The sequence below is a fragment of the Morganella sp. HSTU-ASny43 genome, from assembly GCF_022819185.1.
GTDB classification, from domain to species: Bacteria; Pseudomonadota; Gammaproteobacteria; order Enterobacterales; family Enterobacteriaceae; genus Morganella; species Morganella morganii.
Window position 1 is genome coordinate 39,149 of sequence record NZ_WSPG01000018.1, and the last position, 26,531, is coordinate 65,679.

At 51.8% G+C, this 26,531-nt stretch carries 27 protein-coding genes; 11 read left to right on the forward strand and 16 right to left on the reverse strand.

Features of this window, described 5'->3' with window-relative positions; genetic code table 11:
* Nucleotides 1-291: 291 nt before the first annotated feature.
* Nucleotides 292-1,065, forward strand: a complete 774-nt coding sequence (locus GN208_RS11045) for a hypothetical protein (RefSeq protein WP_214270518.1) — start codon at nucleotides 292-294, stop codon at nucleotides 1,063-1,065.
* 68 nt (nucleotides 1,066-1,133) lie between these two features.
* Here the strand turns inward: GN208_RS11045 and nqrM are convergent, their stop codons facing one another.
* The 8 genes from nqrM to GN208_RS11085 all read right to left on the reverse strand — a co-directional run bounded on the left by nqrM (nucleotide 1,134) and on the right by GN208_RS11085 (nucleotide 8,327).
* Nucleotides 1,134-1,361, reverse strand: coding sequence for a (Na+)-NQR maturation NqrM (gene nqrM / locus GN208_RS11050; protein WP_024472643.1), 228 nt, complete (start codon nucleotides 1,359-1,361; stop codon nucleotides 1,134-1,136).
* Between the two features lie 18 nt (nucleotides 1,362-1,379).
* Nucleotides 1,380-2,417 carry an FAD:protein FMN transferase gene (locus GN208_RS11055; protein WP_004237854.1) on the reverse strand — a complete coding sequence of 346 codons (1,038 nt, stop codon included), beginning with the start codon at nucleotides 2,415-2,417 and terminating at the stop codon, nucleotides 1,380-1,382.
* Nucleotides 2,418-2,491: 74 nt separating this feature from the next.
* Nucleotides 2,492-3,718: an NADH:ubiquinone reductase (Na(+)-transporting) subunit F gene (nqrF, locus tag GN208_RS11060; RefSeq protein WP_004238760.1), complete on the reverse strand. Its 1,227-nt coding sequence runs from the start codon at nucleotides 3,716-3,718 to the stop codon at nucleotides 2,492-2,494.
* A 15-nt stretch (nucleotides 3,719-3,733) separates the two neighbouring features.
* Nucleotides 3,734-4,330, reverse strand: a complete 597-nt coding sequence (gene nqrE / locus GN208_RS11065) for an NADH:ubiquinone reductase (Na(+)-transporting) subunit E (RefSeq protein ID WP_004237852.1) — start codon at nucleotides 4,328-4,330, stop codon at nucleotides 3,734-3,736.
* A gap of 3 nt (nucleotides 4,331-4,333) precedes the next feature.
* Nucleotides 4,334-4,963: an NADH:ubiquinone reductase (Na(+)-transporting) subunit D gene (locus GN208_RS11070; protein WP_004237851.1), complete on the reverse strand. Its 630-nt coding sequence runs from the start codon at nucleotides 4,961-4,963 to the stop codon at nucleotides 4,334-4,336.
* Entirely contained in the window at nucleotides 4,956-5,750 is a 795-nt protein-coding gene (locus GN208_RS11075; protein ID WP_015422523.1) for a Na(+)-translocating NADH-quinone reductase subunit C, read from the reverse strand. Before GN208_RS11075 ends, GN208_RS11070 begins: the two co-directional genes overlap by 8 nt.
* Nucleotides 5,743-6,981: an NADH:ubiquinone reductase (Na(+)-transporting) subunit B gene (locus tag GN208_RS11080; RefSeq protein ID WP_243828370.1), complete on the reverse strand. Its 1,239-nt coding sequence runs from the start codon at nucleotides 6,979-6,981 to the stop codon at nucleotides 5,743-5,745. Before GN208_RS11080 ends, GN208_RS11075 begins: the two co-directional genes overlap by 8 nt.
* Nucleotides 6,982-6,983: 2 nt before the next feature.
* Complete coding sequence (locus GN208_RS11085; protein ID WP_004237846.1) at nucleotides 6,984-8,327, reverse strand: Na(+)-translocating NADH-quinone reductase subunit A; 1,344 nt, start codon at nucleotides 8,325-8,327, stop codon at nucleotides 6,984-6,986.
* Between the two features lie 413 nt (nucleotides 8,328-8,740).
* Here GN208_RS11085 and GN208_RS11090 point away from each other — a divergent pair, with 413 nt between their 5' ends.
* Nucleotides 8,741-9,487, forward strand: coding sequence for a murein L,D-transpeptidase family protein (locus tag GN208_RS11090; protein WP_004238762.1), 747 nt, complete (start codon nucleotides 8,741-8,743; stop codon nucleotides 9,485-9,487).
* On the opposite strand, the gene GN208_RS11095 is transcribed toward GN208_RS11090, so the two are convergent.
* Both GN208_RS11095 and lpcA read right to left on the reverse strand, forming a co-directional pair.
* On the reverse strand, nucleotides 9,457-10,233 hold the full coding sequence (locus GN208_RS11095) for a class II glutamine amidotransferase (protein ID WP_004237844.1): 777 nt from the start codon (nucleotides 10,231-10,233) through the stop codon (nucleotides 9,457-9,459). The two genes, GN208_RS11090 and GN208_RS11095, sit on opposite strands and share 31 nt — an antisense overlap.
* 209 nt (nucleotides 10,234-10,442) lie before the next feature.
* The gene (gene lpcA, locus GN208_RS11100) at nucleotides 10,443-11,021 is read right to left on the reverse strand and encodes a D-sedoheptulose 7-phosphate isomerase (protein ID WP_004238763.1); all 579 of its coding nucleotides are present in this window, start codon (nucleotides 11,019-11,021) and stop codon (nucleotides 10,443-10,445) included.
* A 356-nt stretch (nucleotides 11,022-11,377) separates the two neighbouring features.
* Between lpcA and fadE the strand changes: the two genes are divergently transcribed.
* Complete coding sequence (gene fadE, locus GN208_RS11105) at nucleotides 11,378-13,828, forward strand: acyl-CoA dehydrogenase FadE (RefSeq protein ID WP_243828371.1); 2,451 nt, start codon at nucleotides 11,378-11,380, stop codon at nucleotides 13,826-13,828.
* A gap of 47 nt (nucleotides 13,829-13,875) precedes the next feature.
* Here the strand turns inward: fadE and GN208_RS11110 are convergent, their stop codons facing one another.
* The 3 genes from GN208_RS11110 to lysA form a co-directional block, all read right to left on the reverse strand.
* Entirely contained in the window at nucleotides 13,876-14,973 is a 1,098-nt protein-coding gene (locus GN208_RS11110) for an ABC transporter substrate-binding protein (RefSeq protein ID WP_004237841.1), read from the reverse strand.
* 30 nt (nucleotides 14,974-15,003) lie between these two features.
* Complete coding sequence (locus GN208_RS11115) at nucleotides 15,004-15,963, reverse strand: tRNA-dihydrouridine synthase (RefSeq protein WP_004237840.1); 960 nt, start codon at nucleotides 15,961-15,963, stop codon at nucleotides 15,004-15,006.
* A gap of 321 nt (nucleotides 15,964-16,284) precedes the next feature.
* Complete coding sequence (gene lysA / locus GN208_RS11120) at nucleotides 16,285-17,535, reverse strand: diaminopimelate decarboxylase (RefSeq protein WP_004237839.1); 1,251 nt, start codon at nucleotides 17,533-17,535, stop codon at nucleotides 16,285-16,287.
* 118 nt (nucleotides 17,536-17,653) lie between these two features.
* Between lysA and GN208_RS11125 the strand changes: the two genes are divergently transcribed.
* A complete protein-coding gene (locus GN208_RS11125; protein WP_004237837.1) occupies nucleotides 17,654-18,568 on the forward strand; it encodes a LysR family transcriptional regulator in 915 nt (304 codons plus the stop codon).
* Here GN208_RS11125 and GN208_RS11130 read toward each other — a convergent pair.
* Nucleotides 18,558-19,484, reverse strand: a complete 927-nt coding sequence (locus tag GN208_RS11130; RefSeq protein WP_004237835.1) for a LysR family transcriptional regulator — start codon at nucleotides 19,482-19,484, stop codon at nucleotides 18,558-18,560. The genes GN208_RS11125 and GN208_RS11130 overlap by 11 nt on opposite strands.
* A gap of 113 nt (nucleotides 19,485-19,597) precedes the next feature.
* On the opposite strand from GN208_RS11130, the gene GN208_RS11135 reads away from it, so the two are divergent.
* Together GN208_RS11135 and GN208_RS11140 are read left to right on the forward strand one after the other, a co-directional pair.
* Entirely contained in the window at nucleotides 19,598-20,476 is an 879-nt protein-coding gene (locus tag GN208_RS11135; RefSeq protein ID WP_004237833.1) for an MBL fold metallo-hydrolase, read from the forward strand.
* A gap of 20 nt (nucleotides 20,477-20,496) precedes the next feature.
* The gene (locus tag GN208_RS11140; RefSeq protein ID WP_004237832.1) at nucleotides 20,497-21,108 is read left to right on the forward strand and encodes a DsbA family protein; all 612 of its coding nucleotides are present in this window, start codon (nucleotides 20,497-20,499) and stop codon (nucleotides 21,106-21,108) included.
* Here GN208_RS11140 and GN208_RS11145 read toward each other — a convergent pair.
* On the reverse strand, nucleotides 21,088-21,741 hold the full coding sequence (locus GN208_RS11145; protein WP_004237831.1) for an A24 family peptidase: 654 nt from the start codon (nucleotides 21,739-21,741) through the stop codon (nucleotides 21,088-21,090). The genes GN208_RS11140 and GN208_RS11145 overlap by 21 nt on opposite strands.
* A gap of 241 nt (nucleotides 21,742-21,982) precedes the next feature.
* On the opposite strand from GN208_RS11145, the gene rsmE reads away from it, so the two are divergent.
* From rsmE to ruvX, 4 genes are all read left to right on the forward strand, one after another.
* Nucleotides 21,983-22,714, forward strand: coding sequence for a 16S rRNA (uracil(1498)-N(3))-methyltransferase (gene rsmE, locus GN208_RS11150; RefSeq protein WP_004237829.1), 732 nt, complete (start codon nucleotides 21,983-21,985; stop codon nucleotides 22,712-22,714).
* Between the two features lie 9 nt (nucleotides 22,715-22,723).
* Entirely contained in the window at nucleotides 22,724-23,674 is a 951-nt protein-coding gene (gene gshB / locus GN208_RS11155) for a glutathione synthase (RefSeq protein WP_061057288.1), read from the forward strand.
* Nucleotides 23,675-23,749: 75 nt separating this feature from the next.
* Nucleotides 23,750-24,313 carry a YqgE/AlgH family protein gene (locus tag GN208_RS11160; RefSeq protein WP_032097911.1) on the forward strand — a complete coding sequence of 188 codons (564 nt, stop codon included), beginning with the start codon at nucleotides 23,750-23,752 and terminating at the stop codon, nucleotides 24,311-24,313.
* Nucleotides 24,313-24,735, forward strand: a complete 423-nt coding sequence (gene ruvX, locus GN208_RS11165; RefSeq protein ID WP_004237826.1) for a Holliday junction resolvase RuvX — start codon at nucleotides 24,313-24,315, stop codon at nucleotides 24,733-24,735. The genes GN208_RS11160 and ruvX overlap by 1 nt, the downstream gene beginning before the upstream one ends.
* Before the next feature lie 28 nt (nucleotides 24,736-24,763).
* Here the strand turns inward: ruvX and GN208_RS11170 are convergent, their stop codons facing one another.
* Complete coding sequence (locus tag GN208_RS11170) at nucleotides 24,764-25,786, reverse strand: PilT/PilU family type 4a pilus ATPase (protein WP_004237825.1); 1,023 nt, start codon at nucleotides 25,784-25,786, stop codon at nucleotides 24,764-24,766.
* A gap of 21 nt (nucleotides 25,787-25,807) precedes the next feature.
* Here GN208_RS11170 and GN208_RS11175 point away from each other — a divergent pair, with 21 nt between their 5' ends.
* The gene (locus tag GN208_RS11175) at nucleotides 25,808-26,506 is read left to right on the forward strand and encodes a YggS family pyridoxal phosphate-dependent enzyme (RefSeq protein ID WP_004237824.1); all 699 of its coding nucleotides are present in this window, start codon (nucleotides 25,808-25,810) and stop codon (nucleotides 26,504-26,506) included.
* Nucleotides 26,507-26,531 lie beyond the last annotated feature (25 nt).

A 26,531-nucleotide genomic window follows, 5' to 3' on the forward strand; every position in this document is an offset into this window, starting at 1 on the left:
ATAAGAGTGAGATTTAACAGATGATGAATATCACTCTTATTTAATACATTCTGTCTCTTCCTGCCATTTACTCTGTAATCCTTACATAATATTTTATAATCTCAGCAAACCTAATTAATTATAGTAATTTATTTATCAGGCCACTTTTGTTATAACTATAAGAAACATCCGGGAGGCTATGCGGTGATAAGTAACCTGTTCTTCGATTTAAATTCACCACCAAAATCCCTCTTTGTTTTTACGGGATTATTTTTTCTGTTATTCAGTGTTTATTCTTACGCAGACTGCAGTTTGTATTCAGATGAGACACGCAGCAGTAACTTTATTATTCTGGGTGCCGGTATGATCAACGGCCCGGTAAAATCCGTCATCACAACAGCACATTCCCCGGACAACAAAAACAGCAATATTATGATTAACGGGCAATATGACCTGACGCCGTGTGGTGAACTGAGTTACTTTTCGCTGGAAGTTACCGAGCACTACCCGGGGTTGCAAAACCGGATGTATTCCGAAGGAAAGAAGACGGAACAGGGATATACCTTATTATTCACGTCACAACTACATGGCAGCGGAAAAGCACCCGTCACGCTGATTCATGCCCGAAGCCGCCTTTTCTATAATAATCAGAAGCAAATCGTCCGTGCCGAATCTGAAAGTAACAGTGGCGGCAATACCCAAAAATCGCATATGGAAACCGATTTTTTTTATGAAAACAGTTTAATCTCACATGCGGTATCCACAGGGGATTCCGCGGACACCGGCGGTGAAATCCGCTACGACTGGCGTCAGGATCGGCAGATAAATGCGATTATGTCCCAAAGTAACGGGCTTCCTCAGCTGAACTATGAATTTGCGTATAATGATGATGGTCAGGTTATCCGGCAGACACAGACACAACATACGCCGCTGGGCCGGGTAAAAGCTATTTATATCTGCCAGCAGACAGATACTTACGGGAATTGTGAAAAAGCACTCTGGCAGAGTATCTCTGAAGGGAATCAGGCCAATAATATTATTGTGATAAATACCGCTATTGTGACATCAGACTATCGTTATTACTGATTCCGTATTGTTGTCCTGCCATTAATAAACAAAGGCGCTTTAAGGCGCCTTTGTTATATCTTCCGAATCTATACAATCCGGTTTTTATTCAGTTTCTCTTCGCGGGCAGCTTCACGTGCCATTCGTTTTTTCCGGGCATCACACGGTTCAGGACAGTCACAGACTTTCTCGACACCAATGCTGCTCAGCCCGCCGCAGCTTCCCTGAATGCTCTTGCGCTTAATAATATACCCGAGAGACATTCCCAGAAACGCGACCAGAAACAGGATAAAGGTTGCGATAAATACTTTTATCATCATATCAGCCACCTCCTTTTATTTTTGCTGCAAATAGGGCTTAAATGCCTCACTGTAGCGTTCTTCAAATCCCTTCTCTGTTTTGACAATCATAAAAACAGGGATATTTTGCGCATTCGCCACTTCAAGCCCGCGCTCCGGCCCGAGCACATTCAGTCCGGTAGAAAAGCCATCCGCACTCATGCAATTATCAGCAATCACCGTAATCGATACCAGATTATGGTTAATCGGACGTGCTGTTTTCGGATCAATGGTATGTGAATAACGGACATTATTCTCTTCAAAATAATTCCGGTAATCCCCGGATGTCGCCACAGAGGCATTCCCCGGCTCAATGATTTCCTGTGCAGACTGGCTCAGCCCCTGTGACGACGGTTTTTCAATCGCAATGCGCCACGGTTTGCCTTTGCCGTTAATGCCCTGTGTCCGGACTTCGCCGCCCACATCCACCATATAATTACGGATATTCTGTGATTCCAGGTATTCTGCCACCGCATCCACCCCGTAGCCTTTGGCAATCGAGGACAGATCCACATACAGTTCCGGCACTGTCTTAATCAGATTATTACCTTCAACCTTCAGTTTATCAATTCCGGTCCACTGACGGCGGGTTTCGATATCCTGCTCTGTCGGCACATGGGTCACGCGCCCTTCCGGACCAAATCCCCATAAATTGACCAGCGGGCCGACGGTGACATCCAGTGCGCCGTCTGTCAGCTGATTAATACGGATAGCCTCACGAACCACTTTTGCAGTCGCGGCAGAGACCGGAAACGGCGTATTCACCTCACGGCTCTGATTAAAACGGCTGAGTTCAGAATCCGGCCGGTAGGTGGACATCTGGTCATTGACCTCTTCCAGCACCACATCAATGCCTTTCTGCAGTGATTCCGCCGACGGGCCTTTCGGGTCAGCGACATATTTTATCGCGTAATAGGTGCCCATCGTTTTGCCGTTCAGGGTTACCTGCTGTGTTTCCGGAGTGTTATCACCGCACGCGCTCAGTAACAATGCCATCAGTGCCAGCGGCAGGAAAGCCCGTTTTATTTTTACCATATACAATCCAGTCTGATTTCAGATCATCTGCGCCCACAGGTGTGGGCGCAGTTTCGTTATGACAGGGGCGGAAATCAGCCGCCGAAGTCATCCAGCATAATGTTCTCGTCTTCCACACCCAGATCTTTGAGCATCTTGATCACGGCGGCGTTCATCATCGGCGGCCCGCACATGTAGAACTCACAATCTTCCGGTGCCGGGTGATTTTTCAGGTAATGCTCATAGAGAACATTATGAATAAACCCGGTGTATCCGTCCCAGTTATCTTCCGGCAGGGCATCAGACAACGCCACGTTCCAGGTGAAGTTTTCATTCTCAGCCTGAAGCTGGTCAAAATCTTCCTCATAGAACATTTCACGTTTTGAACGCGCACCATACCAGAAAGACATCTTACGTTTGGAGTGCAGACGCTTGAGCTGATCGAAGATATGCGAACGCATCGGCGCCATCCCCGCACCACCACCAATAAAGATCATTTCCGCGTCGGTATCTTTCGCGAAGAACTCCCCGAACGGCCCGGAAATTGTCACTTTATCACCCGGTTTCAGTGACCAGATGTAAGAGGACATAATCCCCGGAGGCGCATCCGGCACACGCGGAGGTGGTGTGGCGATACGCACGTTCAGCATGATAATGCCGTGCTCTTCCGGATAGTTCGCCATAGAGTAAGCACGCACTGTCGGCTCTTTCACATCAGACACATAGCGGAACAGGTTGAACTTGTCCCAGTCCTCGCGGTATTCCTGCGGCACATCAAACTCATCATAGCGGACCACATGCGGCGGACATTCAATCTGAATATAACCACCGGCACGGAACGGCACACTTTCGCCATCAGGAATTTTCAGTTTCAGCTCTTTAATGAAAGTCGCTTTGTTATCATTGGAGATAACTTCGCACTCCCATTTTTTCACCCCGAAGATCTCTTCCGGCAGCTCAATTTTCAGATCCTGCTTCACATTCACCTGGCACGCCAGACGGCAGCCTTCACGGGCTTCGCGTTTATTAATGTGAGACATTTCTGTCGGCAGAATATCACCGCCGCCTTCTTTGATCTTCACGCGGCACTGGCCGCAGGTTCCGCCGCCGCCGCAGGCCGAGGAGACAAAAATCCCCTGACCGGACAGCACATTCAGTAACTTGTCACCGGCCGGTGCGTCGAAGCTTTTCTCCGCATCGCCGTTGATTTCAATCTTAACGTCCCCTGTGTTCACCAGTTTTGATTTTGCAAACAAAATCAACGCGGTCAGCGCCAGAACAATCAGGGTAAACATTGCCACGCCTAAAATAACGATATCCATAATTGCGTTTCACCCTTATAACTGTACGCCGGAGAAGGACATAAAGCCCAGAGCCATCAGTCCGGTGGTCACGAATGTGATCCCCAGCCCTTTCAGGCCGGCCGGTACGTCAGAGTATTTCATCTTCTCGCGGATAGCGGCCATCAGCACGATCGCCAGCAGCCAGCCGATACCGGAAGCGAACCCGTAAACCACAGACTCCGTAAAGTTGTAGTCGCGCTGCGCCATAAAGGACACACCACCGAAAATCGCACAGTTTACGGTGATTAACGGCAAGAAGATCCCCAGCGCGTTATACAGTGCCGGGAAGTAGCGATCCAGAATCATCTCCAGAATCTGTACCAGCGCCGCAATGACCCCGATAAAGGTAATGAAATTCAGGAAGCTTAAATCCACACCTTCCATCAGTGCGCCGTCGCGCAGCAGCAGGTTGTACACCAAGTTGTTTGCCGGAACCGAAATCCCCAGCACCACGGTAACCGCCACGCCGAGACCAAACGCCGTTTTGACGTTTTTCGACACCGCCAGGAACGTACACATCCCGAGGAAGAAGGCCAGTGCCATGTTTTCAATAAACACAGCCCGCACAAAGAGACTGATATAATGTTCCATATCTTAATCCTCCTCGACTTGTGACGGTTTCAGGGTACGGATCCCCCAGATAAGCATCCCGATGATAAAGAATGCACTTGGTGCCAGCAGGAACAGGCCGTTCGGCAGATACCAGCCACCGTTCTGTACTGTCTCCAGCACGGTCACACCAAAGAGTTTGCCGGAGCCGATCAGTTCGCGGAAGAAGCCCACCAGCAGCAGGATCACACCGTAACCCAGGCCGTTACCGATACCGTCCATAAAGCTTTCAAGCGGTGGTGCTTTCATGGCATACGCTTCCGCACGTCCCATCACAATACAGTTGGTAATGATCAGGCCGACGAACACGGAAAGCTGCTTGGAGATACCGTAGGCATAGGCCCTCAGGATCTGATCAACAAGAATAACCAGCGAGGCGATAATTGCCATCTGAACGATAATCCGCACACTGCCCGGAATAAAGTTACGGATCATCGAGATAAACATGCTGGAGAATGCCGTCACCAGGGTTACCGCGATGGTCATAACCAGTGCAGTTTCCAGTTTGGTGGTCACAGCCAGCGCCGAACACACACCCAGTACCTGGAGGGCAATCGGGTTGTTATCTAATAACGGTCCGAGAAGAACGCGTTTAATTTCTTTACTATCAGCCATGATTCAACGCTCCTTCGCGTACTGTTTTCAGGAACGGGCCAAAACCGTTGTCGCCCAGCCAGAAATCAAACATATGCTGGATACCGTTTGAGGTCAGTGTCGCACCGGATAAACCATCAATGCCGTACGGGCTGTCAGTGGCGCCGCTGCGGACTATTTTGATAGCCGGCATACCTTCTTCATTAAACAGCTTTTTACCAATCCACTGTTTACGCCATTGCGGGTTATCCACCTCACCGCCCAGCCCCGGCGTTTCACCGTGCTGGTAGTAAGTGATCCCCTCGGAGGTGATACCGTCGACATCAATCGCGATAAAGGCATACATCACCGACCACAGACCGGAGCCGTAAACCGGCAGAACAATCTTGCTGGTTTCACCCTGCTCATTCTGTACCAGATAGATTTCCGCGCTGTTGGCACGGCGGCGGATTTTCGCCAGATCTTCTTCCGGTGACAGGGCAATACTGCTCTCATCACTGCGCAGTTCATCGTTGAGATCGTACTTGCCGGTGCTGTCGCTCATCTGACCGGTTTTTAAATCCACCATTTTTGCTCTGATGAATTTTTTATAGACAGCATCGATTTCGTCTGCCGGCATGGATGGCGTCAGTAACCCGGCCACATCCAGAATGTTACGCTGCTTATCCAGCATAATCTGGTTCTGCTGCGTGGACTTCAGCCCCACAGCAGAACCGGCCACGACTATTGAACACACAAGGCAAAGGACGAAGACAACGATAAACGTTCTTGCGACACTGTCCTTGTTTTTCGTTTTTTCATTAGCCACGTGCTTTTCTCCGTTTAATGTTTTCCTGAACCACCAGATAATCAAATAACGGGGCGAATAAGTTGGCGAACAGGATAGCCAGCATCATCCCTTCCGGATATGCCGGGTTTGCCACACGGATCAGGACACACATCACCCCGATCAGGATCCCGTAAGCCCATTTCCCTTTGTCGGTAAATGAGGCTGAAACCGGGTCCGTCGCCATGAAAATCATACCGAAGGCAAAACCGCCCAGGACCAGATGCCAGTACCACGGCATAGCAAACAGCGGGTTGGTGTCCGAACCAATCATATTAAAGACGGCGGACATTGCGATCATCCCGACCATCACACCGGCCACAATACGCAAAGACGCAATACGGGCAAACAGAATGACTGCACCACCGATCAGAATCATCAGCGTGGAGACTTCACCAATCGAGCCCGGCACGTTACCGATAAAGGCATCCATCCAGGAGATCGGCTGATTGGTCATGGTATTAACGAGCTGATGCTCGCCACCGACCGCCCACTGTGACAGCGGGGTTGCGCCGGAGAAGCCGTCAGCGGCAGTCCAGACGGTATCACCGGAAATCTGAGCCGGATAAGCAAAGAACAGGAAAGCACGGCCGGCCAGTGCCGGGTTCAGGAAGTTGCGTCCTGTACCACCGAAAATTTCCTTTGCGACCACCACACCGAAGGTGACAGCCAGCGCGGCCTGCCATAACGGCAGCGTCGGCGGAACAATCAGTGCCAGCAGAATGGAGGTGATAAAGAAACCTTCGTTGATTTCATGCCCGCGGATCATCGCAAACAGAACTTCCCAGAAGCCGCCGACGATAAAAATCACCCCGTAGATCGGCAGGAAATAGACGGCACCGAACAGCATTTTGCTGACCCAGCCCGCATCCTGAGTGAAGGACACCCCGATAAGCTCCGCCAGACGATAATGCCAGTCACCGGCAATCACCTGCTGAAGCTCCGCACCGCTGTACATATCCAGCAGTACCGGCATTGCCTGGTTACCGACGTTATACATCCCCCAGAACATGGCCGGGAAAACGGATAACCAGACCAGGATCATCAGACGTTTAAGGTCGATGGAGTCACGGACATGTGAACGCCCGCGGGTAACTGTCCCCGGGGTATAGAAGATGGTGGCGGCTGCTTCATACAGTGCATACCACCTCTGTAATTTGCCGCCCGGTTCAAAATGCGGCTCAATTTTTTCGAGAAATTTTTTCAGACCCATGATTATCCTTCCTGCTCAATCCTGGTCAGTACGTCACGCAGCACCGGGCCGTACTCATATTTACTCTGACAGACATAGGTACACAGCCCCAGATCTTCCTCATCCAGCTCCAGCGCACCCAGTGCCTGGGCACTGTCAGTATCACCCGCCAGCAGATCGCGCAGGAAATGTGTCGCCATAATGTCGAGCGGCATCACACGTTCATAACTGCCGATTGGCACCATAGAACGTTCGCCACCATTCATTGATGTGGTGAATGAGAACAGTTTTTTCTTAAAGAAATGACCCAGTGTGGTGCGGGTAACCGTGTATTTGTCTGTGCCCGGCATAATCCAGCCGAACAGCTCTTTCTCCCGGCCTTCTTCCAGAACAGAGACCTGATTGGTAAAACGGCCCAGATAGTGATGAGCATCATCACTGGCCACGCCCCACAGGACCGAACCGGAAATAATGCGGTTTTCACCGGCTTTCAACTGCCCTTCGGTCAGTTCATACAGATCTGCGCCGAGGCGGGTTTTCAGCAGACGCGGATTTTCCACCTGCGGGCCACCGAGCGCCACAATACGGTCGGTATATAAAAAGCCGGTCGTGAACAGTTTACCGATGGCGATGACATCCTGGTAATTCAGAGACCAGACGGTTTTCGTTGCGCTGACCGGTTCCAGGAAGTGGATGTGCGTACCGGCAAGGCCTGCCGGATGCGGCCCGGTAAACTGCGTGTAACTAACACGATTGTTATCGGTAACTTTTGCGAAGTCATCTGTACCGTGACAAACATGAACCTTCCCTTCCGTCAGGCAGCTCAGTACCTGTAAGCCGTCATCAAATGACGCCTGTTCCTGACGGATAATCACCAGCGGATCAGCCGCCAGCGGATTGGTGTCCATAGCAGTGACAAAAATAGCAGCCGGCACAGAGCCTAATTTTGGGGTATGACTGAACGGACGTGTCCGCAGCGCGGTCCATAATCCGGAGGCCACCAGGTTTTTCTCTGCCTGTTCACGGGTCAGTGACGGCAGATCCCGGCGGTCATAACTGTCAAATGTTAATTGCTCGTCTCCCTGTATCTCAATCACCACAGATTGTAATACACGACGCTCACCACGATTGATGGCTTTTACCACTCCGCAGGCGGGGCTGGTAAAAATCACACCGGGGTTCTTTTTGTCTTCAAAAAGAGCCTGTCCTTTCTTCACTGATTCACCTTCCTGAACCAGCATCGACGGACGCATCCCGATGTATTCCTCACCCAGCAATGCTGCGTGGCGGACTGAAGGGCCATCTTCTGTGACTTGAGCAGGTGCTCCTGCGATCGGCAGGTCGAGTCCTTTTTTAATTTTAATCATAAAATTTGCACAAGTTTTTGTTAAACCCACGTCATCACTGCCGCAGCAGCGTATGACAACTCAACAATAAAAACACTCCGGGCCGTTATTGTCGCCCCGGGCTGTTTTCTCTGATGTATGTCACGATTTTGCGTAAATCAGATCCGCATTATTTTACCACTTCACAACAATTCTGTCCGGCGAAACGAGTGACCGGGTTCAAGCAAATGGGATTATTGTGATCAGAAAAAGCCTAATAACTCGCCTTTACCGAGTAGTTAAGTCATCTTTACCGATTGCTGTTTATTTTTTAACCACAACAATATTTGTAACAACCGATTTTATTCTCACAGGAAACCATTCACAAATTATCTGCATCATGGCAATCTGTTGTTACTTTTTTCACCAACCTATTGCCACCCTGAATATTAAGAATGCGACATATCATTTTTATGATGATCGGCCTGCTGTTTTTTGCGGGACAATCATCAGCAAACACGGAAAAATCCGCGTCATTATGGCTCACAGCGCCGGTGAGTGATGTCCGGAACAGCCAGGTATTCATACAGATATTTAAAGAAGAAAAAGAGCTGGAGCTTTATAAGCGGGAAAATAACGGACGTTTTAAACTGGTAAAACGCTACCCGGTTTGTCAGTTTTCCGGCGGCCTCGGACCAAAGCAACTGACCGGTGATTTAAAAAGCCCGGAAGGATTTTACCGCATCAGTCTGTCACAGCTTAACCCGAACAGTCGGTTTTACCGAGCTATCAACCTTGGTTTTCCCAATGAATTCGACCGTGCGCACGGCTATACCGGGGATTATCTGATGGTTCACGGTGACTGCAAATCCGTCGGCTGCTACGCCATGACAGATGCTTATATTGATGAGATTTACCGCTATGTGGAAAGCGCCCTGCTGAGCGGACAGACAGATCTGAATATCGCGATTTACCCTTTCCGGATGACGCCTGAGAACCTGAACCGCCACCGGAACTCCGCACATCTGGCGTTCTGGCAGCAGTTGCAGCCTGCTTATCAGTATTTCGCTGAAAATCAGATACCGGCAGTCGTTGCGGTTGTTAACGGCCGTTATGTAACCGCTGCACATTCAGCTTTACCGGCACCGGCAGCGGATACCGGTTTGCTGACTCAGAACACGGACTCATCCCGTTCGCCGTAATAAAAGAGAACGGCTTCGCCGGGCCCGATTTTCTGCCACTGTTCATTGCCGGTCAGCGGTTGCGTGGCAATCACAGACACCACATCATCCGGCCGGGTATGCTGTGAGAAATCAATCTCCACATCACTGTCCACCAACCGCGCCTTACCAAAAGGTGCGCGGCGGGTGATCCAGTGCAGATTCGTTGAACAGTACGCCAGCACATAGCTGCCGTCTGACAGCAGCATATTAAAGACACCAAACTGCCGCAGCACATCCGCCAGCCGTTTAATTTCACGGAATACTGTCTGCAGATCCTGCGGCGGCTGCGGGTATTTTTCTTTCAGCTGATTCAGCAGCCAGCAGAATGCATGCTCGCTGTCAGTCTGGCCGACCGGGGTAAAAAAACCGGTCGGCAGATGCTCATAGCCGCTGAGCTGCCCGTTATGGGCATATGTCCAGTTCCGCCCCCACAGTTCGCGGGTAAAAGGGTGGGTATTTTCCAGTGATACCACCCCTCTGTTTGCCTGGCGGATATGGGCGATCACCGCTTCGGATTTGACAGGATAGTCACGGACAAAACGGGCAACGGGGGAGTTGCAGCAGGCACGGGCGTCTTTGAATGTCCGGCAGCCCATTCCTTCATAAAACGTAATTCCCCACCCGTCTTTATGCGGCCCGGTTTCGCCGCCGCGCGGGATCAGGCCACTGAGACTGAAATGAATATCAGTCGGGACATTCGCACTCATCCCCAGCAATTCACACATCGCCTTTCTCCCTTACCCGTTTTTGTGATGACTGAGGACTATTGTTACCCGCAATCTGATAGTTTCACAATCGCGAAAATATCATTCTTTTAGATGATTTAGTTATATGTAAGGTGATTTATGCTTATGGTGAATAAGACAGGCATTACGCCATAAAAAAGCACTCAACCGGCGGCAGAGTGCTTTTTCAGGATCCGGCTTATATCCGGTTATTTGGCCATTTCTTTTTCGATCAGCATGATCAGAATATGAATAACCTTAATATGAATTTCCTGAATGCGATCCGCATAACCAAAGTGCGGAACACGGATTTCAATATCCGCGCTGCCTGCCATCTTACCGCCGTCTTTGCCGGTCAGCGTGATCACTTTCATGCCTTTGGCGCGGGCTGCTTCAATGGCTTTAATAATGTTGCCTGAATTACCGGATGTGGAGATACCGAGTAACACATCCCCTTCACGGCCGACAGATTCCACAAAACGGGAGAAAACATATTCATAGCCAAAATCATTGCTGACGCAGGATAAGTGGCTGACATCTGAAATGGCAATCGCCGGATAGCCCGGACGGTTTTCACGGTAGCGCCCGGTCAGTTCTTCCGCAAAATGCATCGCATCGCAGTGTGAACCGCCGTTGCCGCATGACATCACTTTGCCGCCCGCTTTAAAAGAATCAGCCAGCATGACAGCAGCCCGGCGGATAGCATCGATATTATTCTCATCTTTCAAAAAGTTATCGAGGGTTGCCGCTGCTTCGGTCAGTTCACCGCGGATAAGTTCCTGGTACATAGAGATAGGCTCCTGAAAATGAATCGGATTTGTCTGTCCTGAGTGTAACGGATCTGCCGGGGTGAAAGAAGTCACAATCCGTGGTATCTGCAAATAAGACACATTGAGATTGCTGACAAAGAAGGATAAAACGTGGTTTTTCCTGGTTTATTTTTACAACCTCTGTCGGTCGTCGCCAACCCCTGCGGGTTTGTCAATAGCCGGATTTTATTTTGCTAATTTTGTGAGCTGAGTTGTAAATAAAATGTGAAATCATTGAAGTTATTCCGCCGTTGCGCTAAATCTGAACATAACAGGTCAGACCTCTGATGACATCATATTGTGCTGACACGAATATCCGCCTACGGAGGTTCATCATGTTACTAATCAGCATTATTCTGTTTATCGCCGTCACCGGGTTGCTCTCATTTCACCGGGTCAGCCTGAAGTACAGTGCAATGACACTGGTACTGTTCAGTATCGTCATGAATATCTTCCGTTTATGGCCGTTTACTGTCACCGTTTTACTGGTGCTGGTTACCCTGCCGTTTGTTATCACCCCCGTCCGTCAGGCACTGTTCAGCAGCCGTCTGATGCTGCTGTTCCGCAAAGTAATGCCGCCGATGTCGCAGACAGAAAAAGAGGCGATCGATGCGGGTACCACCTGGTGGGAAGGTGATTTATTTCGCGGGCAGCCGGACTGGCAGAAACTGCACAGCTATCCTGCCCCGCAACTGACAGCAGAAGAACAGGCTTTCCTCGACGGCCCGGCAGAAGAAGCCTGCCGGATGGCCAATGATTTTGAAATTACCCACGAACTGGCAGATCTGCCGCCGGAGCTATGGCAGTTCCTGCGCGAGCATAAATTCTTCGCCATGATCATCCGCAAAGAATATGGCGGCCTGGCGTTCTCCGCCTATGCCCAGGCGCGGGTGCTGCAAAAACTCGCCGGAGTTTCCGGTATTCTGGCGATTACCGTCGGCGTTCCTAACTCACTGGGGCCGGGAGAGCTGTTACAGCACTACGGCACTGATGAGCAGAAAAAACGCTGGCTGCCGGGACTGGCCTCCGGGGAGGAAATCCCCTGCTTTGCCCTGACCAGCCCGGAAGCCGGTTCAGATGCCGGTGCCATTCCGGATACCGGGATTATCTGCACCGGCGAATGGCAGGGTGAACAGGTGCTCGGCATGCGCCTGAACTGGAATAAACGCTATATCACCCTGGCACCGGTCGCCACAGTACTGGGTCTCGCCTTTAAACTGTATGACCCGGACAAACTGCTCGGTGAAAAAGCCTCGCTCGGGATCACCTGCGCACTCATCCCGGTAAATACCCCCGGGGTTGAAACCGGCACCCGTCATTTCCCGCTTAATGTCCCGTTTCAGAACGGCCCGACACGCGGCAAAGATGTCTTTGTGCCGCTGGATTATATTATCGGCGGGCCGGCTATGGCCGGACAGGGCTGGCGCATGCTGGTGGAGTGTCTGTCGGTCGGGCGTGGTATCACCCTGCCGTCCAATGCCACCGGCGGGCTGAAAAGTGCGGCCATGGCAATCGGTGCTTATTCTTATATCCGCCGCCAGTTCCGAATGCCGATCGGCAAAATGGAAGGGATTGAGGAGCCGCTGGCGCGGATTGCCGGAAATGCCTATCTGATGGATGCCGCCGCCACACTGATCACTACCGGTATTATGCTGGGAGAAAAACCGGCGGTTCTGTCCGCGATTGTGAAATACCACTGTACCCACCGGGGACAGCGCGCCATTATTGATGCCATGGATATTGCGGGGGGTAAAGGTATCTGCCTCGGACCGTCCAACTTCCTGGCCCGCAACTATCAGGGTGCGCCTATCGCGATTACTGTCGAAGGTGCCAATATTCTGACCCGCAGTATGATTATCTTTGGTCAGGGCGCTATCCGCTGTCACCCGTACATACTGACTGAGATGGCCGCAGCGGCGGATAATCAGCTGAATGACTTCGATAACACGCTGTTTGCTCATGTCGGCCATGTGTTAACCGCTGCCACCCGCAGTTTCTGGCTCGGACTTTCACGCGGACATTTCAGCCCGTCACCGTTCCGGGATGCCACCCGCCGCTATTATCAGCACCTCAACCGGCTGAGCGCCAACCTGGCACTGTTGTCTGATATTGCCATGGCGACACTCGGCGGCAGCTTAAAACGCCGTGAGCGGATCTCCGCCAGACTCGGCGATATACTCAGCCAGCTTTACCTGGCATCCGCCACCTTAAAACGCTTTGATGAGGATGGCCGTCCGCAGGCAGACTTACCGCTGGTGCACTGGGCTGTACAGGATTGCCTGTATGAGGCTGAAAAAGCGATGGATGAACTGCTGACCAACTTCCCTGACCGCAAAGTCGCTGCGCTGCTGCGCCTGACCATCTTCCCGACAGGCCGCCATCACCGTCCGCCGTCAGACAGACTGGACAGCAAACTCGCCCGTCTGCTGCAGGAACCGTCAGAAACCCGCGACAGAATCGGACGCGGACAATATCTGGCACCTGATCCCAACAACCCGCACGGGCTGCTCAATGCTGCACTCAGTGATATTCTCGCCGCCGAACCGCTGGTGGATCGCCTGAGCCGCATGGCTGAAAAACACATTGATTTCACCCGGCTGGATAAACTGGCAGATATTGCCCTGGAGGGCGGAAAAGTCACTCCGGAAGAAGCGGATATTCTGCGCAAAGCCGAAGCCAGCCGTCTGCGCTCGATTAATGTGGATGAGTTTGCACCGGAGATTATCGGCTTAAAATCACACGCCCATTCTCACCGTTACCGCAAAGGTGAAAATCCCGGCGCATAAATAACACGGCGGAGCAGTTCCCTGCTCCGCCATTACTGCGCTCTGTATTACCGTCCTGTATCGCTGTTACCGGTCATATTGGCATCCAGGCTGAGGATTTCCCGTATTTGTGCGTCTGTCAGATCGGTATCAAAGAACTGCTTAAAGAACTGACGGATATCCTGCTGTATTGCCGCATCATCTGCCGGTTTACGCTTAACCCGCGCTTCAATCCATTTCATCATCAGCGGCGTTTCGATCCCCGGTGCATCCCAGCGGTAAATACCGATAGGGGCTTTATAGACACGTCTGTTCTTCACGGCTGAAATCGTTTCTGCGCCCTGCCAGCCGACCGTATTCCGGTACACATCTTCCGGCACGAATGAATCAAACTGGCTCAGAATAATAATTTCAGGATCCAGGTTGACCACCTGCTCTGCCGATACCGTGATCCAATTTGGTTTCACCGGCATATCATCTGTCAGATTAATGCCCCCGGCCCGGTTGATCATCAGGCTGTTTACCGAGGTTTTGCCGGCCACCGTCAGGTTTTTGTCTCTGACATACAAAATGCCCGGCTTTCCGTACGGCATTTCACGAATAGTCACCGGAGTTGAGTCTCTTGTCACCGTGTTCACTGACTCAATCTGATGATCAAAAAAAGCCAGTAAATCTGCGGCCCGCTTTTCTTTGCCCAGAATATCGCCCAGCAACCTGATCCCGTTTTTCACATCATCCAAATCACCGTATCTGATTGCCACCGCCGGGATACCGAGTTTATCCAGTTTCTCTTTTTCTTCTTTCTGGTAATCCCAGATAATCACCAGATCCGGGTTTAACCTGACCAGCTCTTCACCGTTAATCGTGAAATCTTTATTCACAAAAGTGCTGTTCACCTTCTCAATTCCGGGCGCCAGTGTTTTTAAAATACTGTTGCGGTAAGCCTCTTTTGCTGACGGATGCATCCCGGCAATTTTTGCATCTGAACCATCCACCACATAAATCATCGACATCCACGGAATAGGCACAACCGCAATCCGCTCTACCGTATCCGGAATAGTGACCCGGTTTCCGGTGAGATCGGTGATTTCTTTTGCCCCGGCACAATTGAAACACAGCAGTAATACACCGGCACTGAAAATACGTTTTAAGACTGATATTGCCATGTTATCTTCCTGTCATTGTATTTACTGTTATCAGCGAAATGCCCGGATATACGGACGGGGAATTAATTTACGATCATATTTCAGTAAATATTCCAGATACCAGTTAGGATTGCGTAATAACCCGCGCCCGACAGCAATTAAATCCGCATACTGATGTTCTAATATCTCATCAGCCAGTTGGTGATCACGAATACCTCCGACAACAATAACCGGTTTTTCACAGCCTTTTTTTACCCCTTTGGTATCTTCCAGCTGATAAGCAACACCTTTATTTGTTCCGTGCATCTGACTGCCGCCATTAGATATATGTACAATATCAATAAGCGGATTAATATTACGCAGAATTTTTTGTGTAAATGAAATACTGTCTTCTTCGCAGTAACGGGTGCCGATACGTAAAATAACCGCTTTATCTTCCGGCCAGGATTTGCGGACTGCGGTCAGTAATTCAGTCAGGAAAATAACCGGATCGGCATATTTATCGCTGCGCTGATTTGTCCGCCGATCAATAAACTGAGAAATTAAAAATTCATGGGATGCCATAATTTCCACGGCATCAAAACCGGCTTTATCTGCCCGTGCCGCCGCGTGTGTATAACAGTCAAACAATGCCGTAATATCTTCTGCGGTTAATGCATTAATATCCTGAATAATATTGCCGGATTCCAGCCGTGACTTGCTGCCTGCATGATTAAGCTGAATCGCCACTTTGCTGCCTTCATTTTGCAGCATCGCCACAATCTGCGCCAGCATCGTGACATGCCCGCCCTCATATAAACCCAGCGCGCCACTGCCCAGACGACCGTCAGCGGTAACAGCGCACTCTTCCATAATAATCAGCCCAACCTGACCGACAGCAAAAGACATATAATGCGCCAGATGAAAGTAATTCGCGTAGCCGTCAGCAGCGCGTTTTATTCTGACCGGCGGATAAACTAATTTATTTTTAAGTGTTAATTTTTCTGATACAAATGGCTGCATTAAATTCATAATACGCACGTCCCCGGAAAAAGCTGACCGGCACTGTTATATAAAAACTGTACCGGCGATAAATAATAAAGTAACTAAAGGGATAATAGAGGTAACAGTGCGGGGACTCTATGACAGGTAATCTGTTTTATAACGTCTGTCACACTCTGCCGGGATACCGCCTCCGGATGCAGTTATTGCGTTAATAATCATTATTATATTGTTATCTTTATGTGATAATAAATAACAATAATATACTCCCGGGGAGTATAAAAATAAAATCCACGGGATGTTATTCCCGGGGATTTTCAATATCAGTCAGAAACAATAACGGATAATATATTATTCAGTGATTTCCAGCGCCATCAGTTCATCAATTGTCTGACGACGGCGGATCAGTTTTGCCTTTCCGTCAGTAAATAAGATTTCCGGTAATAACGGACGGCTGTTGTAATTCGATGACATCGACGCACCGTATGCCCCGGTATCGTGAAAGACCAGAAAATCATTCACACCGGCTTCCGGTAATGCACGCGGCACCACCATTCCGCCTTCCAGCTGGGTAAACACATCCCCGGATTCACATAACGGCCCGGCCACAATCGTTTCCCGCACTGTGCTGTTTTGCAGCTCTCCCGCTGCCGGTAACACAGAAATATGGTGATAACTGCCGTACATGGCCGGACGCATCAGGTCATTAAAACCACTGTCCACCAGCACATAGTGACGGCTCCCCATACCTTTGACCGCCCGCACCTGTGCCAGCAGAATACCGGATTCCGCCACCAGATAACGACCCGGTTCAATTTCCAGGGTGATCTCACGGCCGAGATGGCGGGCAATACGTGCCCGGGCGGCATCCCAGAGTGAAAAATAATTATCGATATCAATAATTTCATCCCCTTCACGGTAAGGGGTCGATAATCCGCCGCCGGCAGAAATCGCGCGGATATCCAGATTATTGGTGATCACCAGTTCGGCCATGGCATCACAGACCGTAGCCAGGTGCTCATAATCCACACCGGAACCGATATGCATATGGATACCGGTTAATGTCAGCTGATAATGGCTGATCTCCGCCAGTGCTTCACCGAGATCCGCAAACCAGATCCCGTGTTTGCTGTTCTCGCCGCCGGTATTGGTTTTCTGGCTGTGACCGTGACCAAACCCCGGATTAATGCGCAGCCACACCGGATGTCCCGGACGACGGGCACCAATCTGGCGCAGCATATCCACCGAGCCGGTATTCACCGCAATGCCGAGTTCCAGCACACGATCCAGCGTTTCTTCTGTGATCATATCGGCGGTAAAAACTATCTCATCCGGACGGTAACCGGCTTTCAGTGCCCGTTCGATTTCCCCGGCAGATACAGAATCCACTTTTACACCATGCTCATGCATCAGGCGCAGAATATGAATATTGGAATTGGCTTTCTGCGCAAAACGGATCACATCAAAGTGGTTCAGCCGTGCAATACGGCTGACAATCACCTCACTGTCATACAGCCACAGCGGGGTACCGTACTGCTGAGCCAGGCTGCGCAGGGCATCCGGGGTAAACGGGGCGCGGAGTGTTTTGGTTGCGATGGTCATGATGTTGTGCTCTTTTTGATCGTGATCTCATTTTTTTCCATCGTGACAAAAATTCTGCGCGATTTAAAATATCTGATTTGCTAAGATCTATTCATTACTGATATGGACTTGATGAATAATGGAACACTACTCCTGGCGTCACATTGATATTTTCCACGCGGTTATGACAACAAAAAGTCTGACGGATGCCGCGCAACTGCTGCATACCTCACAGCCGACGGTCAGCCGGGAGCTTGCCCGTTTCGAAAAAATCCTCGGGTTCCGTGTTTTCGACCGCATCAAAGGCCGCCTGCACCCGACAGAACAGGGGCTGCGGTTATTTGAGGAAGTGGAGCGATCATATTACGGGCTTGAGCGCATCAGCCGGGCAGCGGAGAGCATCCGCCAGTTTCAGCATGCCCAGCTGGCAATCACCTGTCTGCCCGCCTTTGCTCAGTCATTACTGCCCGCGGTCTGCCGCACATTTCATGCGCAGTATCCGGATGTGAATTTTGAAATCGCCCCGCAGGAATCACCGCTTCTTGAAGAGTGGCTCTCCGCCCAGCGTTATGACCTCGGGATCACCGAACATCAGCTGACACCACCCGGCACCCTGCAGGAAACCCTGCTCACGCTCAGTGAAGTCTGTGTGCTGCCGGAGTCGCATCCGCTGTGCAGCAAATCAGTACTGACCCCTGCTGATTTTGCGCAGCAGAATTTTATCAGTCTGTCCGTTGCGGACAGTTACCGGCAGAAAATCGATACATTGTTCAGTGAAAAGCAGATCCCGCGCCGGATGATCATGGAAACACACAGTGCGGCCTCGGTATGTGCCATGGTCAGGGAGGGGCTGGGGGTGTCTGTCGTTAACCCGCTGACTGCCATGGATTGCAGCGGAATTTGTGTCCGCCCGTTCAGTGAGGATATTCCGTTCACCGTGAGCCTGATCCGCCCGCTGCACAGACCGCATTCTGTACTGACAGATATTTTTATCACCCATCTCCGCCAGCATATGCAGGCCGTTCTGCGGCAGTTAAAGCGGGTTACCGGTTAGTTTTTTCATCCAGCAGATACGGCAGCCAGTCCGGCGAATGCGCAAACCACTCCGCCAGAAAATCCAGCAGCAGGCGCAGCGGCCGCGCCATATGCTCGCGGCTGGTATAAATGCCATAAATGCCGAGCGCAGGCAGCCGGTATTCAGGAAACAGACGTACCAGTCGCCCGGTTTTCAGATGTTCATACACCGAACAGTAAGGCTGCAATGCAATACCTTCCCCGTTCAGCGTTGCTTCCAGCAGAAAAGTGGATTCATTGGCACTGAGCGCCCCGCTTACCGGGACAGAAATCACCTGTTCATCCCGTTCAAACAGCCACAGACTGCGGCCGTAAAAATTATAGGTCAGACAGGTCAGTTCACTGAGTGCTTCGGGTGACGGCGGGTACCCATGCTTTTCCAGATAGGCCGGTGACGCACAGACCACAGAATCACAACGGGAAAGCGGCTTCGCGATCAGGTTTGGTTCGAGATTGTTGGTGATGCGGATCCCCAGATCAATGCGCTCCTCCACCAGGCTGATCGCCTTGTTTGTGACCTGCACATCGACAGCAACAGCCGGATAGCGGGCCCGGAACTGCACAAGTGCCTTTGACAGTGCCACCATCGCCAGTGACTGGGCACAGGTGACACGCACCAGGCCGCTGACCGCCTCATCTTCCGTCACCACCGGACGGGCAATCGCCGTTGCCAGTGACAGCAATTCCCGGCTTTGCGTCAGCACCGCTTCACCGGCGGAGGTCAGCGTCAGACTGCGGGTTGTCCGGTTCAGCAACCGCACACCGGCCCAGTTTTCCATTTCGGCCAGATAGCGCGTGACCATCGCGCGGGACATTCCCAGCATATCCGCAGCTTTGCTCATGCTGCGCTGTTCGGTAATGGCAATAAAAACCTGAGCGGCGGTGATCCTGTCCATTTTATTTGTCCGGTTTATGCAACAATGAAGACCGGATTATGGGGTTTTTCCGGCGGATTATGCAACTTATTATAGCGTCATCTTAACGATTCACCTGCAAAAAGGATAACACCATGACTTCTGCAATCCGTACCTCACTGGTATTCAGCGCCCTGATGGGGGCTTCTTTTGTTACTGCCGCCGCACCGCTGTCGCTGGAAGTGTATAACCCCGGCGAAAAAAGTATCTTCCCGGTTTCCTCGGAAATCATCAGCGGCAAAAATGAGGTGGTTCTGATTGATGCCCAGTTTCAGAAAGATGATGCTCAGGTACTGGCGGATAAAATCCGTGCGACCGGCAAAACGCTGACCACCATTTATATCAGCCATTCTGATCCGGATTTCTATTTCGGTCTGGATGAACTGAAAAAAGCCTTCCCGCAGGCTAAGATTGTCGCCACTCCGCAGACCGTCGCACTGATTAAAGAGAGTAAAGACGGCAAACTGGCTTACTGGGGACCTGTTCTGAAAGAGAATGCCCCGCAGAGTATCATTGTGCCGGAGCCGTTAGAGGGCAACCGCATTATGCTGGAAGGGGAAAGTATTCTGATTGAGGGACTGAACAGCCCGGCGCCGGAGCGCAGTTATGTATGGGTGCCGTCACTGTCCGCAGTGATGGGCGGTGTGCTGGTTTCAGAGAATATCCATGTCTGGCTGGCGGATACGCAAACCCCGGAATCCCGTCAGTACTGGCAGCAGTCGCTGAAAAGTATGCAGGACAAACATCCGGCCACCGTGGTGCCCGGCCATTATGTCGGTAACAGCCATTTTTCACCGGCTGCCATTACCTTTACCGCAGATTATCTGACCCGTGCGGAAACCGCTCTGAAAGAGAGTAAGGACTCACAGCAGATGATCAGCACACTGAAAGCCGCTTACCCGGCCCTGGCGGATGAGTCAAGCCTCGAACTGAGTGCCAAAGTGCTCAAAGGCGAAATGCGCTGGCCGCAGTAATCTGATTTAAGGAAAACAGAATGTCAGTAAAAACGCTGCACTATATTTATGATCCGCTCTGCGGCTGGTGTTATGGTATCGCGCCGTTTATTCAGGCAGCACATAAGCAGGGCGTGACGATCGCCCTGCACGGCGGCGGAATGATCACCGGCTCACAGCGCCGCCCGGCAGATGACAGCATGCGGGAGATGATCCGCAACCACAATCAGCGCATCACTCAGCTGACCGGACAACCGTTTACCGATGCCTTTTACACCCTGCTGAAAAATCAGGAGTGGGTGATGGATTCCGTGCCGCCGATTGCCGCTATTCTCAGTGCACAGGCGCAGTCCGGTAAAGGCATTGACATGCTGGAAGCCTGCCAGAAAGCCTATTATCAGGACGGGCTGCCGCTTAACCGCGATACTTTGCGCAGACTGGCGGATAAACTGGGTATCAGTGATATTCAGTCTGATAATACTGAGCAGCATATTCATGAGAGCCGTCAGTTATTTGTGCATAACCCGACCGGCGGCTTCCCGACCCTGCTGCTGGAAGAGGACGGCGCATTTCAGCACATCCCGAACCAGGCTGTACTCGGTGCGGAATCACACTGGGAAAGGCTGATCCCGTTACTGAAAACGACTGCCTGATATCATTCCCATCACCATAATCATCCCCGCAATTAAATGCGGCCCGAAGGCAATAATGCGCGGGCCGCATCGCGGGTGATGATGACAGCGGTGACGTAAATATTGCAGCCCGGACACCACCAGCGCGGACACACAGGCCAGCATCAGCAACAGCGCGAGCTGTTCCGCCCCCACCCAGGCACCGGAGGCAGAAAACAGTTTGATATCCCCGCCGCCCAGGCCGCTTTTTTTCCGGCACCAGGCATAGCCTTCCGCCACACTCCAGAGCAGAAAAAAACCGCCGATCACCCCGTACAACGCGGAAGAGATCGTCACCAGCCGGACCTCATTCTGAAACAGCAATCCGGCCCACAGCACCGGAAACACCAGTTTATCCGGCAGATAAAATACCGAGTTATCAATATGAAACAGCATCACCAAGCACAAAAACAGCAGTGTCAGAAACAGGACATACACACCCTGCCCGTCTGACCAGAACACTATCAGCACGCCGGATAACAGGCAGTGCAGATACAGCCACCCGCCCGGTAACCGCTGCGGATACTGATAGTAATGGCGCAGAATATATTCCGTCCCGGCTTTCAGCGGCGGCGGCAAAAATACTCCCCAGATAATCATAATCAGCCAGTCCATGTTTCCCCCGCGCCTTTCTCTGTTGCGATATCCGCAGCCTGCCTGACCGTCCCGGGAAAGACACGTTTTTTTCCCTGATTACAGCCGAATTACATTTTTTTTCGATCCATCACGCAATATTGACAGTTACCCCGGCATGTAATGATCCCGGCTGATGCTTGCAGTGAGGATCCCCCCTCTATTATCATGGGGCAATGTGTATCAACCGGCAGTGTGCCGGCAGAACGTAAAGGATATTTTCATGCGGATCCCGCGCATTTATCACCCCGGCACTTTAACCCCCGGCCTGGTGACTGAACTGACAGATGACGGCGCCAACCATGTTGCCCGTGTGCTCCGGATGAAAACCGGCTATTCCCTGATCCTGTTTAACGGCACCAACCGGATTTTTAATGCCGAAATTACGGATATCAGCAAAAAAAGTGTGTCCGTCCGTGTAACAGATGAGCAGGACGACAACCGCGAATCCCCGCTGTCCATCCATCTCGGACAAGTGATGTCACGCGGCGAAAAAATGGAATTCACCATTCAGAAATCCGTTGAACTGGGTGTTCAGATTATTACCCCCCTGATCTCTGAACGCTGTGGTGTTAAACTGGACGGTGAACGGCTGGACAAAAAACAGCAGCAGTGGCAGAAAATTGCCATCGCCGCCTGCGAGCAGTGCGGCCGCAACGTGATTCCGGAGATCCGCCCGGTGCAGAGTCTGGAAGCATGGTGTGCGGAAAATGATGATGCCCTGAAGATAAATTTACATCCGCGTGCATCACAAAGTATCAATACACTGCCCGCAGAAACCGCTAAAGTGCGATTGCTGATTGGCCCGGAAGGCGGGCTGTCGGCAGAGGAAATCGCGATGACCGCCGGTCATCAGTTTACCGACATATTATTAGGGCCGCGTGTATTACGCACAGAAACCACCGCGCTCACTGCAATCACCGCATTGCAGGTGCGTTTCGGCGATCTGGGTTAAGGAGAAAAAATGATCAAGCTCGGTATTGTGATGGATCCTATCGATTCCATCAAAATCAAAAAAGACACCAGTTTCGCGATGCTGCTCGAAGCACAGCGCCGTGGTTATGAAATCCATTATATGGAGATGAATGACCTTTATCTGCATCAGGGCGTTGCCCGTGCCCGTACCCGCACTCTGACGGTGAAAGAAGACCCGGCAGGCTGGTATCAGTTCGGCAGTGAGCAGGATATCGCGCTGAGTACACTGAATGTCATTCTGATGCGCAAAGATCCGCCATTTGATACTGAATTCATTTACGCCACCTATATCCTGGAGCGTGCGGAAAGTGCCGGTTCCCTGATCGTCAACAAACCGCAGAGCCTGCGCGACTGTAACGAAAAACTGTTCACCGCCTGGTTTGCCGATCTGACCCCGGACACCCTGGTCACCCGCAGTGCACAGCGTCTGCGTGAGTTCCACAAAAAACACGGTGATGTGATTTTCAAACCGCTCGACGGCATGGGTGGTGCGTCTATTTTCCGTCTGAAACAGGATGACCCTAACGTCGGTGTGATTATCGAAACCCTGACAAATCACGGTCATACTTTCTGCATGGCGCAAAACTTCCTGCCTGCCATCAAAGACGGTGACAAACGTATCCTGGTGGTGGACGGCGAGCCGGTTCCTTACTGCCTGGCGCGCATTCCGGCCAAAGGCGAAACGCGCGGTAACCTCGCTGCCGGTGGTCACGGTGAAGTGCGTCCGCTGAGTGAGAGCGATTGGGCCATTGCCCGCAGCGTGGCACCGGTCCTCAAAGAAAAAGGTCTGATTTTTGTCGGCCTCGATGTAATCGGCGACCGCCTGACTGAAATCAACGTAACCAGCCCGACCTGTGCCCGCGAAATTGAAGCCGCACAACCGGATGTTTCTGTCACCGGCATGCTGATGGATGCCATTGAAAAACGTCTCGGCCGGTAACAGCCGGCGCTGTGTCTGTACATTCACACCCGCAGGCTGTTTTTTCCGGTCTGCGGGCAGACTGAAAAGAAGGTTATGAACTTACAACATCATATTCTCATTGCTATGCCCTCGCTGGATGATCCGTATTTTGCGCGTTCAGTTGTGTATCTGTGTGAACACAATGAAAACGGGGCGATGGGACTGGTGATCAACAAACCGATCGAACAGCTGTCTGTCGGTAAAATTCTGCAGAAGCTGAAAATCTCCCCGGACATCCGTGATGAAAATCAGTCGCTGGAAAAACCGGTTCTGGTCGGCGGTCCCGTTTCCGAAGAGAACGGCTTTGTTCTGCACTCCGGTGATAAAAAGTACGCTGCCAGTACCCGCCTGACCGATGACCTGTTTCTGACCACCTCAAAAGACGTGCTGGAAACGCTGGGAACCGCAGAGCAACCGGAGCACTACCTGATGACGCTCGGTTACTCAAGCTGGACGGCCGGTCAGCTGGAGCGGGAAATCATGGAAAACAGCTGGCTGGTGGCGGATGCCAGCGAGCGCCTGCTGTTCCGTACCCCGATGCCCGACCGCTGGCGCGAAGCTGCCGCCGGTATCGGCGTGAATATTTACACCATCGCACAACAGGCCGGACACGCATAATGAGCAGCAATACTGTGATTGCCTTTGATTTCGGCACCAAAAGCATTGGTGTGGCTGTCGGTCAGACCATCACCGGCACCGCCCGCCCGCTGGCGGCACTGAAAGCCCGTGAGGGAATTCCTGACTGGGAGCTGATCGCCGCTGTGTTCCGTGAATGGCAGCCGGATTATGTGGTTGTCGGCCTGCCGCTCAATATGGACGGCACGCCGCAGCTGGTCACAAATCAGGCGAAAAAATTCGCTAACCGCCTGCACGGGCGTTTCGGGATCCGCGCTGAACTCCATGACGAGCGCCTCAGCACAGTGGAAGCCCGCGCCAATCTGTTTGCAGACGGCGGCTACCGCGCTCTCGGCAAAGACAAAGTGGATTCCGCCTCTGCCGTGATTATCCTTGAAAGCTGGTTCGAACAGCTTTACGGCTGACTATCCCGCACCCGGCGCGCTGTACTGTTTACCATGCCGGTACCGCGCCCGCCTCCCCGGCTATCTCCCCTCTGCCGCGCCGCCATTGCAGGCACTGCTCCTCCGTCATCATCCCGGACTGTGCGCCTGACTGCTGGTGAGAGGCAATCTGATACGCTTTATTATCACGGATAAGGCTCGCCACCGCCGGGGTATTGATCAGCACATCAAACAGTGCACAGCGTCCGCCGCCCTGTTTAGCCACCAGATGCTGGCTCAGCACGGCCACCAGACTGCCTGCCATCTGGCTGCACACACGGTTTTTCTCCGCACCGCTGAACACATCTGTCAGCCGCTCAATCGCCGCAATCGCGCCTCTGGTGTGGAGCGTACTCAGCACCAGATGCCCGGTTTCCGCCGCCGTCAGGGCAAGCCGGATAGCCGCCTCATCCCGCAATTCCCCCAGCATAATCACATCCGGATCCTGTCTCAGCGCGGCTGTCAGCCCCTGCTGATAATCCTCACAATCACGGCCGATTTCCCGCTGGCGGATCAGCGACTGCCTGCTGCGGTGACGGAACTCCACCGGGTCCTCGAGGGTAATCACATGCCGCCGGAAATGCTGATTGATATAACTGAGCAGCGCCGCCAGCGTGCTTGATTTTCCGCTGCCGGTCGCCCCGGTGACCAGAATCAGGCCGCTTTGCGTTTTTGACAGCAGCCCGGCAAACACCGGCGGTGCCAAGATATCCTCCAGAGAAGGAACTGCGGGGCTTATCAGCCGCAGTGCGGCGTTCAGCAATCCCCCCGCCATAAAAATATTCACCCGCAAAGGTTGATCGCGGATAAACAACGCAAGATCCGCCTGCCCTTTTGTCATCAATCTGTGGTAATTTGCCTGGTCGAGGATCGTCTTTACCCAGCCGCGCAGTGCGTCATCGGTTACCGCCGCACAGTGTGTCTGCGAAAAAAGCTCTCCATCCACCCGTAACACCGGCACCTGACCAACACAAAGGTGCAGATCGGATGCATTATGCTTTACACTAAGGGCGATTAAATTATCCATATTCATTAGGTTATCTCCCGGATCATCATGAAACCAATAAAAGACAATCTGACAGAAATCAGAGAACGTATAACCGCTGCGGCGCAAAAATGCGGCCGCGATCCACACACAGTGACCTTACTTGCCGTCAGTAAAACCAAACCTGTGAGCGCGCTCGAAGAAGCGATAGCTGCCGGACAAACCCGCTTTGGTGAAAACTACGTCCAGGAAGGCGTTGAAAAAATTCAGTATTTCTCTGCGAATCAAAATCTGGAATGGCACTTTATCGGCCCGCTGCAGTCTAATAAAAGCCGTCTGGTTGCGGAGCATTTTGACTGGTGTCATACCATCGACCGGCTGAAAATCGCCCAGCGCCTGAGTGACCAGCGTCCGGCAGATAAAGCACCGCTGAATGTACTTATCCAGATCAATATCAGTGATGAGAACAGTAAATCCGGTATCACCCTTGCGGAATTACCGGCGCTGGCGGAGCAGGTTGCCGTACTGCCGAATGTCTGTCTGCGCGGACTGATGGCAATACCTGCACCGGAAACGGATCCTGAGCGCCAGTCTGCGGTTTTCCGTCAGATGGAAACGGCTTTCCGTGAACTGCAGGGGAAATACCCGCAGGCGGATACGTTATCGATGGGCATGACCGACGATATGGATGCTGCAATTACCTGCGGTTCGACCATGGTACGCATCGGCACTGCAATTTTCGGTGCGCGTAACTATTCTGTATCCTGATCATTCGGTATCATGACCTTCCGGT